Source organism: Serratia fonticola (assembly GCF_001006005.1).
Taxonomy (GTDB): domain Bacteria; phylum Pseudomonadota; class Gammaproteobacteria; order Enterobacterales; family Enterobacteriaceae; genus Chania; species Chania fonticola.
Window position 1 is genome coordinate 5,650,834 of the sequence record NZ_CP011254.1, and the last position, 12,693, is coordinate 5,663,526.

Annotated in this window: 11 protein-coding genes; 7 read left to right on the forward strand and 4 right to left on the reverse strand. The window is 54.8% G+C overall.

What is annotated here, in order from left to right:
- The first annotated feature begins 2 nt into the window (after nt 1-2).
- Genes WN53_RS25115 through yejF form a run of 3 tightly spaced genes read left to right on the forward strand, consistent with a single transcriptional unit; the run spans nt 3 to nt 3,716 of the window.
- Nucleotides 3-1,097, forward strand: a complete 1,095-nt coding sequence (locus tag WN53_RS25115; RefSeq protein ID WP_046808369.1) for a microcin C ABC transporter permease YejB — start codon at nt 3-5, stop codon at nt 1,095-1,097.
- Complete coding sequence (locus WN53_RS25120) at nt 1,094-2,119, forward strand: ABC transporter permease (protein ID WP_024486916.1); 1,026 nt, start codon at nt 1,094-1,096, stop codon at nt 2,117-2,119. The genes WN53_RS25115 and WN53_RS25120 overlap by 4 nt, the downstream gene beginning before the upstream one ends.
- Nucleotide 2,120: 1 nt before the next feature.
- Entirely contained in the window at nt 2,121-3,716 is a 1,596-nt protein-coding gene (yejF, locus tag WN53_RS25125; RefSeq protein WP_024486917.1) for a microcin C ABC transporter ATP-binding protein YejF, read from the forward strand.
- Nucleotides 3,717-3,725: 9 nt separating this feature from the next.
- Here yejF and WN53_RS25130 read toward each other — a convergent pair whose 3' ends face one another.
- The 3 genes from WN53_RS25130 to rsuA all read right to left on the reverse strand — a co-directional run bounded on the left by WN53_RS25130 (nt 3,726) and on the right by rsuA (nt 6,840).
- Nucleotides 3,726-4,070 carry a YejG family protein gene (locus WN53_RS25130; RefSeq protein WP_021805874.1) on the reverse strand — a complete coding sequence of 115 codons (345 nt, stop codon included), beginning with the start codon at nt 4,068-4,070 and terminating at the stop codon, nt 3,726-3,728.
- An 829-nt stretch (nt 4,071-4,899) separates the two neighbouring features.
- Nucleotides 4,900-6,096 carry a Bcr/CflA family multidrug efflux MFS transporter gene (locus WN53_RS25140; RefSeq protein WP_021805875.1) on the reverse strand — a complete coding sequence of 399 codons (1,197 nt, stop codon included), beginning with the start codon at nt 6,094-6,096 and terminating at the stop codon, nt 4,900-4,902.
- A 30-nt stretch (nt 6,097-6,126) separates the two neighbouring features.
- Nucleotides 6,127-6,840, reverse strand: coding sequence for a 16S rRNA pseudouridine(516) synthase RsuA (gene rsuA, locus WN53_RS25145; protein WP_021805876.1), 714 nt, complete (start codon nt 6,838-6,840; stop codon nt 6,127-6,129).
- Nucleotides 6,841-7,125: 285 nt separating this feature from the next.
- Here rsuA and radD point away from each other — a divergent pair, with 285 nt between their 5' ends.
- Both radD and rplY read left to right on the forward strand, forming a co-directional pair.
- Complete coding sequence (gene radD, locus WN53_RS25150; RefSeq protein WP_024486232.1) at nt 7,126-8,883, forward strand: DNA repair helicase RadD; 1,758 nt, start codon at nt 7,126-7,128, stop codon at nt 8,881-8,883.
- A 150-nt stretch (nt 8,884-9,033) separates the two neighbouring features.
- Nucleotides 9,034-9,318 (forward strand): 50S ribosomal protein L25, encoded by a 285-nt coding sequence (gene rplY, locus WN53_RS25155; protein ID WP_024486231.1) that lies wholly within the window; start codon nt 9,034-9,036, stop codon nt 9,316-9,318.
- A gap of 148 nt (nt 9,319-9,466) precedes the next feature.
- Here the strand turns inward: rplY and yejK are convergent, their stop codons facing one another.
- Nucleotides 9,467-10,471: a nucleoid-associated protein YejK gene (gene yejK / locus WN53_RS25160; protein WP_024486230.1), complete on the reverse strand. Its 1,005-nt coding sequence runs from the start codon at nt 10,469-10,471 to the stop codon at nt 9,467-9,469.
- A gap of 161 nt (nt 10,472-10,632) precedes the next feature.
- Between yejK and WN53_RS25165 the strand changes: the two genes are divergently transcribed.
- Both WN53_RS25165 and yejM read left to right on the forward strand, forming a co-directional pair.
- Entirely contained in the window at nt 10,633-10,860 is a 228-nt protein-coding gene (locus tag WN53_RS25165; protein WP_021805879.1) for a YejL family protein, read from the forward strand.
- A 9-nt stretch (nt 10,861-10,869) separates the two neighbouring features.
- Nucleotides 10,870-12,654 carry an LPS biosynthesis-modulating metalloenzyme YejM gene (gene yejM, locus WN53_RS25170; protein ID WP_024486229.1) on the forward strand — a complete coding sequence of 595 codons (1,785 nt, stop codon included), beginning with the start codon at nt 10,870-10,872 and terminating at the stop codon, nt 12,652-12,654.
- Nucleotides 12,655-12,693: the final 39 nt, after the last annotated feature.

Consider the following 12,693-nt stretch of genomic DNA (forward strand, 5'->3'; position numbering starts at 1 on the left):
AGGTGGCCGCTTATCTGATACGCAGATTACTGCTGGTGATCCCCACGCTGTGGGCGATCATCACCATTAACTTTTTCATTGTGCAAATCGCCCCCGGTGGGCCGGTCGATCAGGCCATTGCCTCTATTGAGATGGGGCAAACCAGCGGATTTGGCGGCGGTGGCGCGGGTGAAGGCCTTGGGCATATGAAGGCTGGCGCGGGCAACGTGACCGAAGGCCAATACCGTGGCTCACGCGGCCTGGATCCCGAGGTGATCGCCGAGATCACCAAGCGTTACGGCTTCGACAAGCCGCTGCACGAACGCTATTTCACCATGCTGTGGAACTACATGCGCCTCGATTTCGGCGATAGCCTGTTCCGCGGTGCCTCGGTGATGCAACTGATCGGCCAGAGCCTGCCAGTCTCTGCATCCCTGGGGCTGTGGAGTACGCTGATCATCTATCTGGTGTCGATCCCGCTGGGGATCCGCAAAGCCATCCACAACGGCAGCGCCTTTGACACCTGGAGCAGCACGCTGATTATCATCGGCTACGCCATTCCGGCGTTCCTGTTCGCCATCCTGATGATCGTGCTATTCGCCGGTGGCAGCTATCTGGACTGGTTCCCGCTGCGCGGGCTGGTTTCCAGCAACTTCGACACGCTGCCGTGGTACGGTAAAATCACCGATTATCTGTGGCACATTACCCTGCCAGTGCTGGCAACGGTGATCGGTGGCTTTGCCGCCCTGACCATGCTGACCAAAAACTCGTTTCTTGATGAGATCCGCAAACAGTACGTGGTCACCGCCCGCGCCAAAGGGCTGGACGAGAAGAAGATCCTTTACCGCCACGTGTTCCGTAACGCCATGCTGCTGGTGATCGCCGGTTTCCCGGCCACCTTTATCAGCATGTTTTTCACCGGTTCGTTGTTGATCGAAGTGATGTTCTCACTCAACGGCCTTGGTCTGCTGGGCTACGATGCCACCCTGCAACGCGACTATCCGGTGATGTTCGGAACGCTCTACATATTTACCCTGATCGGCCTGCTGTTGAATATCGTCAGCGATATCACCTATACCCTGGTCGATCCGCGCATTGATTTCGAGGGCCGTCAATGAGCCGCTTAAGCCCCATCAATCAGGCCCGCTGGGCACGTTTTCGCAGCAACCGCCGCGGTTACTGGTCGCTGTGGATTTTTCTAGCTGCTTTTGCGCTCAGCCTGGCCGCCAACCTGATCGCCAATGACCGGCCGTTGCTGGTGCGCTATGAAGGCCGGCTGTATGTGCCCTTTATGGTCAACTACAGCGAAACGACCTTCGGCGGGGAACTGAATACCACTACCGATTTTCAGGATCCCTTTGTTATCAAGCAGATTGAGCAACACGGCTGGGCCATCTGGGCCCCGATCCGCTTTAGCTACAACACCATCAACTTTGCCACCGAAGTGCCCTTTCCGTCGCCACCGTCACGCCAGAACCTACTCGGCACCGACAGTAATGGCAGCGATGTGCTGGCCCGGGTGCTGTACGGTTTCCGTATCTCAATGCTGTTTGGGTTGGCGCTAACGCTGTGTTCCAGCGTGATTGGTATCTGTGCGGGAGCGACGCAGGGCTATTACGGCGGCCGATTCGATCTTTGGGGGCAACGGCTGATCGAGGTCTGGTCAGGGATGCCGACGCTGTTCCTGATCATCCTGCTGTCCAGCATCATCCAACCCAATTTCTGGTGGCTGTTAGGCATCACCATCCTGTTTGGTTGGATGAGCCTGGTGGGCGTAGTACGTGCCGAATTCCTGCGTACCCGCAATTACGACTACATTCGTGCCGCCAGAGCGATGGGCGTGCCGGATCGCGTGATTATGTATCGCCATATGCTGCCTAACGCCATGGTGGCCACGCTGACCTTCCTGCCGTTTATTTTGTGCGGTTCGATCACCACCCTCACCTCTCTCGATTTCCTCGGCTTCGGCTTGCCGCTCGGTTCGCCTTCGCTGGGTGAGCTCCTTTTACAGGGCAAAAACAACCTGCAAGCTCCGTGGTTGGGCATTACCGCCTTCCTGGTACTGGCGGTGCTGCTCTCACTGTTAATCTTTATCGGCGAAGCGGTGCGCGACGCCTTCGACCCAAGCAAGGCGCATTAATATGACCACTCCTCTGCTCGCTATTCAGGATCTCAGCATCGCCTTCCGCCAGGGAGACAACTTGAATCAGGTGGTCAACGGCGTCTCGTTACAGGTGGAACAAGGGGAAACGCTGGCGTTGGTGGGTGAATCAGGCTCAGGCAAAAGCGTCACCGCCCTCTCCGTGCTGCGGCTGTTGCCTTCCCCGCCAGTGGTGTATCCCGGTGGGGATATTCTGTTTAACGGCAACTCACTGTTACATGCATCGGAAGCCGAACTGCGCAAAGTGCGTGGCAACCAGATCTCGATGATTTTCCAGGAGCCGATGGTGTCGCTCAACCCGCTGCACACCATCGAAAAGCAACTGGCCGAAGTGCTGATGCTCCACATGGGTATGCGCCGTGACAGCGCCCGCGCCGAAATCATTCAGTGCCTGGATCGGGTGGGAATACGTAACGCCAAAGCGCGCCTGAAGGACTACCCCCATCAACTCTCCGGCGGAGAACGTCAGCGCGTAATGATCGCCATGGCGGTGTTGACCAAGCCCAAGCTGTTGATCGCCGATGAGCCTACCACCGCGCTAGACGTGACCATTCAAGCGCAGATCCTGATGCTGCTGAAAGAGTTAAAGCAGGAACTGGGGATGGGATTGCTGTTCATCACCCACAACCTGAACATCGTGCGTCGGTTGGCGGATAACGTGGCGGTGATGCGCCAAGGGTTGTGCGTAGAACAAAATAGCCGCGACGGCCTGTTTAGCTCCCCACAGCACGCCTATACCCGTCAGCTATTGGCTGCGGAAGACGTGGGCGAACCTTTGCCGCTACCGGCCAGCGATAAGCCTATGCCACTGCTCAAAGTGGAACACCTGCAGGTCAGCTTCCCGATCAAACGTGGCCTGCTACGGCGCATCGTCGATCAGAACTACGCGCTGAAAGATCTGAGCTTCGAAATACAGCCAGGGGAAAGCGTGGGGCTGGTGGGTGAATCGGGTTCAGGCAAAAGCACGACTGGCCTGGCACTACTGCGCCTGTTGAGCTCCAAAGGTGCGATCTGGTTTGATGGCCAACCGCTGCATCAGTTCAATAACCAGCAAATGTTGCCTTACCGCAGCCGGATGCAGATCGTGTTCCAGGACCCCTATTCCGCGCTGAATCCACGCTTGAACGTGCTACAAATCATCGCCGAAGGTCTGGAGATCCACCAGCAACTGACCGCAGAGCAACGCGAACAGCGGGTGATTGAAGCGTTGGAGGAAGTCGGATTGGATCCGGCCCTGCGCTATCGTTATCCCACGGAGTTTTCCGGTGGGCAGCGCCAGCGTATCGCTATTGCCCGCGCGCTGATCCTGCAACCGCAGTTGTTGATCCTGGATGAACCGACGTCCTCGCTGGATAAATCAGTGCAGGCGCAGATCCTGACGCTGCTGAAGTCGCTTCAGCTTCGTCACCGGCTGGCCTATCTGTTTATCAGCCATGATTTGCAGGTGGTACGATCGTTGTGCCATCAGGTGATCGTACTGCGTCAGGGAGAAGTCGTGGAGCAGGGTGACTGCCAGACGATTTTCAACGCACCTGCTGCTGCCTATACGCAGCAGTTATTGCAGTTGGTTGATTAGCGGCATCATTCAGAAGGGGTACTGCGCGCTGAGCTGCTCGGCAATCGCCGCACCGACGTTTTTCAAGCGGCACATGGCGGCACTTTCATCACATTGATGAACGAACAGGCAAGGCTCTCCTTCCCATTCAACGATGGAGCAGTTGACCTGGATCTCTTGCAGAGACAGGTTGAGCTGCTGCATGACCCGCCAGGCTTCGCGCCCGTCATGGCTGAGCAGCTTGAGGCCGATCAGATCGTTATCTTCGTCTATGCCGCTAAGCGGAATCGGTTCAACCTTGCTGCCGGTAAAACCTGATAGCCAACGATAACTTTGCGGCAAGCGATGCACTACCGAAAGCTGGAAACTATCCACATGAAATCCCTAGTATGAAAAGATGAAACACTTTTTACATCACAGGATGTCTTAGTTATAGCCGGGATCATCCGACTTTGCTGCCCACAAATGTTATTTTAAAGTAAAATTTGCAACAAACAATTAACCACATCCTGCGCTTGCTGATATCACTCAGTTTTTCTCCACCGTAGAAGTTTCTCTCACGGCGTTTTGCGACTCAGCTCGCATTTTTGCGTTATATGTAACCCTTTCCCGCCGCGATCTCAACATTTTTTTCTTGCAATGCGGTTACTTTACAATCGGTATAATTTTACATTGTGCAAACATCTCGCTCAAACACCTGAGGCAGGTTAAATCAATAATATTTTGATTTAAAACAATATTAGCCCGATTAACCGTCAAGGAAATGCCCCATCAGCCAACGGGTTGCACCTCTGGCTACCTGGGAAAATAACGCTGCCATATTTAACAAAAAAACTACAGTTCGTTTGGCCGACGTTTAGTTAGCCTGCATATATTTAGCAACAAACTTAAACTTGCAAGCAGGTAGATTGGGGTCTAATTGCATCTGTTCTCCCTCACCCCAACCCTCTCCCCAAGGAGAGGGAGCTAGCCCGAAGCTGTAATCCGATGCAGGAGTCAGTCTGTGACGCCTTCAGTAACATCAAGGGCGGAAGCCAGGTGCAGGATTTAACATATGGCATATTTGGGCCGCCTCTCCATTTTGGGGAGGGAGTTATTCCGGTGTGTGGTTGGTTTCAGGAGAAAGGGCAAAGTGATCTCAGTATCGATAAAATAGCTCGATCGGTCCCCTCTCCCTGTGGGAGAGGGTTAGGGTGAGGGGTAATCAGGCAGGATTATTGCGTGGGCGGCTGGCATAAAAATAGAACAACACCGCCACGATGCTGCACAGGGCCATAGATGAAACCATCGGCCATGCGCTCTTACCTGGGGCCAAGGACAGTATTGCCCCCACCAGCGCACCAATGCTGAAGCGCAACGTCCCAGCCAGCGAAGAGGCTGTTCCCGCCATATGGGGGAAATCGTCCAGGATCACCGCCATCGCGTTAGACGAGATCATGGCGATACAGCCAAGATAAACCGCCACCCCGAGCACCAAAGCCCAGAACCCCAGTCCGCTGGCGGTGACGGCCAGCAACCACACGCCCATCGTCAATTGCACAAACAGACCAAGGCGGAACATTTTTACCGCCCCCAGGCGACGCACATTGCGGCTATTGATCAGCGTCGTCAGGAACAGAAACACGATGTTCAGCGCAAAGTAATAACCAAAATGCTGCGGTGAAACGTTATTCAGCTCGATATAGACAAACGGCCCGGCGCTGAGGAAAGAAAACATCCCGGCAAACGAGAAAGCACTGGCCAGCATATAGCTCAACACGCGCTTGTGGCGGAACAAAGAGCCGAAATTCCTCAGCGTGGTGCGCAAATGGAATTTTTGCCGCCGCTCCTTGGGCAACGTCTCCTTGATAAAGAACGCCACCAGTACCGACCCCAACAGCGCCGCAGCCCCCATGGTCCAGAAGATGGCATGCCAGCTGAACCATAGCAGCAGCACGCCACCGATCATCGGAGCCAGCAATGGCGCAATGGTCATCACCAGGATCACGAACGACATCATGCGTGAGAACTCGTCCTTGGTGAACATGTCACGCATCAGGGCGTTGATCACCACGCTAGCCGCCGCAGCTGCCAGCCCGTGCAGGAAGCGCAGGTTGATCAGTTGCTCTACCGATTGGGCCATCGCACAGGCCCCACCGGCGATAGCAAAAATCAGCGTGCCCCAGAGGATCACCGGTTTGCGGCCAATGCTGTCGGACATCGGCCCATAGAACAATTGGCCAACGGCAAAGCCCAGCATATAGGCGCTGAGCGTCATCTGCACCCGGCCAGACTCCACGCCAAACTCCTGGGCGATTATCGGCATGCTGGGCAAGTACATGTCGATCGCCAACGGCATCAGCATGGACAGTAGGCCCAGAATAAAGATCAAACCGAGGTGAGAGGTCCGGTTCTGTTGCACGTTCAACGACTCCTTGGTCGGTCGCAAAAATTAATCCAGCAGGTGCGGTGCGCCTACGCTGGCAATCTCTTCTTCGGTCAGCGGGCGATATTCCCCCGGAGCCAAATCGTCATCCAACACAATGGCGCCAATGCGCTCACGGTGTAATTCGATGACCCGGTTGCCCACGGCTGCAAACATGCGCTTCACCTGATGGTAACGCCCTTCGCTGATGGTGAGGCGCACCAGGGTATCTTCGATTTTTTCCAACTTCGCAGGCTTGGTCAGATTTTTTTCGTTATGCAGCTGCACGCCTTGCTCGAACTGCTGAGCGGTATCAGCGGCCAACGGATGTTCCAACGTCACCAGATAGGTTTTCTCACACTCGTGGCGCGGTGAGGTGATACGGTGCGACCACTGGCCGTCATCGGTCATCAGTACCAGGCCGGTGGTATCAATATCCAGCCGCCCTGCCGCATGCAGCTTGTACGCGACGGGTTCATCCAGGAAATAGAGCACGGTTGGATGATCCGGATCGTCGGTCGAGCACACATAACCCTGTGGCTTATTGAGCATGAAGTAACGTGGCCCGTTCAGCTGTGACAACACATTGCCATCAAACCGCACTTCCTGTTCCGGAGCCAGCTTGAGCGCCCCGCTCTTGACCACTTCACCGTCTACGGTGACACGTTTTGCACGGAGTTCACGCGCTACCAGCGCACGGCTGATACCCAACTGCTGAGATAAAAACTTGTCCAGTCGCATTGAATCTGCTTTGCCTGTCGTTGTTATGATCACATTGATCTGGTTGCTAAATATGACGCCCCGTTGTCGCACCAGGTGCAAAAAACAGGTTCGAAGAGGATGTTCGCGTAGGGAAGCCGCTTAGTATAGCGACGGAAACGATGCCATAACAGGGGTAATTTCCATGCTTCTCGCACTGCGTAGCCGCAGAGGGCATAATAATAGAAATTTTTCCGCCGTCTGAGGAGCAAAATGTCACAATTTCAGTGGAATGTTACGGCCCACTTCAGCGAGCGGTACTAACGCATGGCTTTTACCCTACGCCCCTATCAGTTGGAAGCGGTCGACGCCACCATCAAGCATTTCCGCCAGCATCCTGAACCGGCCCTGATCGTGCTGCCAACCGGCGCTGGCAAAAGCCTGGTGATCGCCGAGTTGGCAAAACGCGCTCGTGGCCGGGTATTAGTGCTGGCCCACGTTAAAGAGCTCGTGGCGCAAAACCATAGCAAATACTGCGCTTACGGCCTGGAGGCCGACATCTTCGCCGCCGGGCTTCAGCAAAAAGAGAGCAGCGGCAAGGTGGTGTTTGGCAGCGTGCAATCGGTAGCACGTAATCTATCGCTGTTCGACGGCGCATTTTCCCTGCTGATCGTCGACGAATGCCACCGCATCAGCGACGATGACGACAGCCAATACCAACAGATTATTCAACACCTGCAAAAAACCAACCCGCAACTGCGCCTGCTTGGCCTGACGGCCACCCCTTACCGGCTGGGCAAAGGCTGGATCTATCAATATCACTACCACGGCATCACCCGTGGCGACGGCAACAGCCTGTTTCGCGACTGTATTTATGAACTGCCGTTGCGCTATATGATTAAACACGGCTTCCTGGTGCCGCCAGAACGGCTGGATATGCCGATCGTGCAGTACGATTTCAGCCGCCTGGAGACCAGAAGCAACGGCTTGTTCAGCGAAGTGGATCTTAACCGCGAGCTGAAACAGCAAAACCGCATTACGCCACACATCATCAGCCAGATCGTCGAATACGCCGAAACCCGCAAAGGCGTAATGATTTTTGCCTCCACGGTCGAGCATGCCCGTGAAGTGCATGGCCTGTTACCAAGTGGGGAAGCGGCGTTGGTCAGTGCAGAAACGCCCCCCGGCGAACGTGACGCGCTGATCGAAGCTTTTAAGCAACAGCAATTGCGCTATCTGGTTAACGTGGCAGTTCTGACGACGGGTTTCGACGCACCTCATGTCGATCTTATCGCTATTTTGCGCCCCACCGAGTCCGTCAGCCTGTATCAGCAGATCGTCGGGCGCGGTTTACGGCTGGCCCCAGGCAAGACCGACTGCCTGATCCTGGACTATGCCGGCAATCCCCACGATTTGTTCACGCCGGAAGTGGGCGTTAGCAAACCCCACTCAGACAGCCAACCGGTGCAGGTCTTCTGCCCTGGCTGCGGTTTTGCCAACCTGTTTTGGGGCAAATGCACCGAGAACGGCGACATCATCGAGCACTATGGCCGTCGCTGTCAGGGCTGGCTGGAAGATGATGAAGGGCATCGCGAGCAGTGTGACTACCGCTTCCGTTTCAAATGCTGCCCGCACTGCGGCGCAGAGAACGATATTGCGGCACGCCGCTGCCATCAGTGCCAGGAAGTATTGGTCGATCCGGACGATATGCTGAAGGCCGCATTGAAGCTGAAGGATGCGCTAGTCCTGCGCTGCGGCGGAATGGAACTGCAAAGCGGCAAGGACGACAAAGGGGAATGGCTGAAAGCCACCTATTATGACGAAGATGGCACCAGCACCAGCGAACGTTTCCGCCTGCAAACGCCCGCACAACGCAAGGCCTTCGAGATGCTGTTCCTGCGCCCGCACCAACGGGCACCAGGCATACCGTTCGGTTGGCAAAACGCGGCGGACATTCTGGCTCAGCAGGCGCTGTTGCGCCATCCAGACTTCGTCGTCGCGCGCAAACGCGGCCAGTTCTGGCAGATACGTGAAAAAGTTTTTGATTATCAGGGCCGCTTTCGCCGTGCCAATGAGCTGTATTAAGCCCGTGCGGCAGGTTTTCATTGCCCAGAGAGCGGCTTTCCGTTAAAATGCCGCCCGCTTTACCTGGGTTCGCCCAGTGTGAAAGCAGGTTATCGAGCCTGTTACTGGGTCGCCTGTAGCAGGGTAAATTTTCTTTTAAGAGAAAAAACAATGTTCACTATCAACGTACAAGTACGTAAAGACCAGGGTAAGGGTGCGAGCCGCCGCCTGCGTGCAGCAAACAAATTCCCAGCTATCATCTATGGTGGCGAAGAAGCTGCGATTGCTATCGAACTAGACCATGATTCTGTAAAGAACATGGAAGTTAAACCAGAATTCTACAGCGAAGCAGTAGTTTTGGTTGTCGACGGTAAAGAAACCAAAGTTAAGGTTCAGGCTGTACAGCGTCACCCGTTCAAGCCAAAACTGGCTCACATCGACTTCGTTCGCGTTTAATCGCTACGTTATCGATTTTCGGGACGCCGAAGTGAAAAACGCCGCAATTGCGGCGTTTTTTATTGGCCGCTACATGACAATGCAGGGGCTGTTAAACGGGCGCAGCATGCGGCTGCCCCTACGGTCGAACATGCTGTACCCGCTTAACTTATTTGCCGCCAGTGCGACGTTGCAACTGATCGCGCAGATTCGGTGGCGTACCTCTGATCGTCAGAGTATCGGTGGCCGCATCCCAGAAAATACGCTCCCCCAACAACATCGCATCAAAGTTCAGGCTGATACCGCCGCCGCTGCCGGCAAATTTGGTCAATTGGCGTAACGTGCCGCGATCCGCCGGGAAGCTATCTTCCAGCTCGTAGCCCTGCTCGCTGGAAAACTGCAGGAAATCCTTCTCGCCCACCGGGGCTATCTCTTTCGACAACTCCTGCAGCTCGATCTCTTCACCGGCCTGCAACTGCTCATTACAGTAGCTGTAAACCTGCTGACGTACCGTCTGGCGTTCGTGTTTGCCTAGTTGAGCATCGGCACAGTAATCATCCACCGCCTGTAACAAACCACGGTTTTGCGCTTTGGTATCCAGCCCTTCTGACGCCGCCAGGAAATCCATAAAGAAATCGGAGACCTTGCGCCCTACTCGCCCTTTGAGGAATGTCAGGTAACGAGTCGATTGCGGGTTGGTTTCCCATTCGGTCAGATCGATACGCGCCACAATGTCCGCGTGGTTGATATCCAGATAGTGGGTGGTGCGGATATCCAACTCTTCATTGACACGCGTACTGTTGCAACTGTTCAGCACCGTGATCAGCAAGTATTCCACCGCCAGATAGCGGTAATGGGCGAACAGCACCACGCCACCGTCGGCAAACGGATATTTGGCCAGCTCGTCGCGCAGACGGCCGGTAGCAGCACGGCTAAATGCGAGGAAGTCGTCATCACCCTTACGGCAGTTGCGCAACGCGTCCGCCAGTTCGCTCTGCTCGTTGAACAGGCCGTAAGCCTTACTCTTGGCGCTGTAAACGCGATGCAGCTCTGCCATCATCTCTTCCACCGCCGCATTGGTGGTAAGAAGGGAATCGCGCAACACCACTTCCAGCGTCTGCTCATCGCGTTTTACCAACTGGTGCAGTGCAATCTGCTCGATATCCAGACTCATGATCAATCCTCCTGTTCTTTGAGCGCGTATTCAAGCACTGACGAAGCCGAAAGACAACGGGCATGGCAATGCCTTAACGATCTTCACGCTATAAAAGAGCGGAAAATCACGGCCCCATACGGTAAGATATGGGACTTTGTCGAGCTTTGAGCACAATATTTATGCCACAATCATCTCGTTATAGTGACGAACACGTTGAACAACTGCTCTCTGAGCTGGTCAACGTTCTGGAAAAACACCATACTCCCACCGATCTCTCTTTGATGGTACTGGGCAACATGGTAACCAATTTGATCAACACCAGTATTGCTCCCGCACAGCGGAAGACACTGGCCAGATCGTTTGCTGAAGCCCTGCAGGCTTCTATCCGTGAAGATAAAGCGCATTAATAATTACTTATGGTGACAAACCGTCAGCGTTATCGTGAAAAAGTCTCCCAGATGATTAGCTGGGGGCACTGGTTCGCCTTATTTAATATTCTGCTCAGTATCGGGTTGGGCAGCCGCTACCTGTTTGTTACCGACTGGCCGTCCTCACTGCTGGGGCGAGTCTATGCGTTGGTCAGCCTGATTGGGCAGTTCAGCTTTATTGTCTTTGCCGCCTACCTGCTGATCATCTTCCCGCTCACCTTTGTGGTGATGTCGCAGCGCCTGCTGCGATTTATTTCCGCGACGTTGGCCACCGCCGGGCTGACGTTGCTGCTGGTCGACAGCGAAGTGTTTACCCACTTCCACCTGCACCTTAATCCGGTGGTGTGGGAGTTGGTGGTCAACCCAGATCAGAGTGAACTGGCGCGCGACTGGCAACTGGTGTTTATCGCCGTACCGGTGATATTCCTGATTGAAATGCTGTTTGCCACCTGGAGCTGGCAGAAACTGCGCAGCCTGAACCGGCGCAACTTCGGTAAGCCGCTGGCGGTGCTGTTCATCTGTTCGTTCTTTGCTTCGCACCTGATTTATATCTGGGCGGATGCCAATTTCTATCGGCCGATCACCATGCAGCGCGCCAACTTGCCGCTCTCTTACCCCATGACCGCGCGTAAGTTCCTGGAAAAACACGGCCTGCTCGATCAGCAAGAATATGAGCGCCGCCTGATGCAACAGGGCAATCCAGAAGCGGCGGCCGTTGAATATCCGCTCAATAGCCTGAACTACAGTGATAAAGGCAGCGGCTACAACCTGCTGATGATCGTGGTGAACGGCGTGCGTACCCAGGATCTGGCGCAAGACATGCCCGGCCTGAGCCGCTTTGCCCAGGAAAATATCCGCTTCAGCGACCATTACAGCTCCGGTAACCATGCGGACACCGGCCTGTTTGGCCTGTTCTACGGTATTTCGCCTACCTATCTGGATGGCATTCTGGCCGGGCGCAAACCGGCCGCGTTGATTAGCGCGCTGAGCGATCAAGGCTATCAGTTCGGCCTGTTCTCTTCAGACGGTTTCAACGCCACGCTTTACCGCCAGGCACTATTGACCGATTTCTCGCTCCCGCCGGAACCGTTCGTGCAGAGCGATGCTGCCACCACGCATCAGTGGCAGAGCTGGTTGGCCACTCAGAGCGGGAATAGCCCTTGGTTCTCCTATATCAATTTCAGCGGTGCAAAGTTCCCAGAAGGCGACAATAAGCTCTCGCCGGAAGCCTTTACCCAGCTCTATCGTACAGGCGCGAAAGACGTCGATGCGCAGATTGAGCAGGTGCTGGCAACGCTGAAAGAAAAAGGCCTGCTGGATAAAACCGTGGTGGTGATCACCGCCGAGCACGGCATAGAATTCAACGATACCGGCAAAGGCAACTGGGGAGCGGGCAGCAGCTTTAACCGCAGTCAGTTGCAGGTTCCGTTGGTCATTCACTGGCCAGGTACGCCAGCACAAACCATCAATAAGCTGACCAATCATAACGATGTGATGCGTACATTGATGCAACGTCTGCTGCATGTGAAAACACCGGCTAACGACTATTCGCAGGGCGAAGACCTGTTTGCCGCACAGCGTAAAAACAATTGGCTCGCCACCGGTGACGGCAGCCAGTTGGTGATCACCACGCCAACACAGACGCTGACATTGGATGGCAATGGCACCTACCGTGCCTACGATCAAGACGATAACGAGATCAAAGACGAGAAACCCCAGCTAGCCCTGCTGTTACAGGTGCTGACCGATGTAAAGCGCTTTATCGCCAACTAAACTGCTTAAATCTAGAGCAATCGGTGAGGTAGCTGCTTG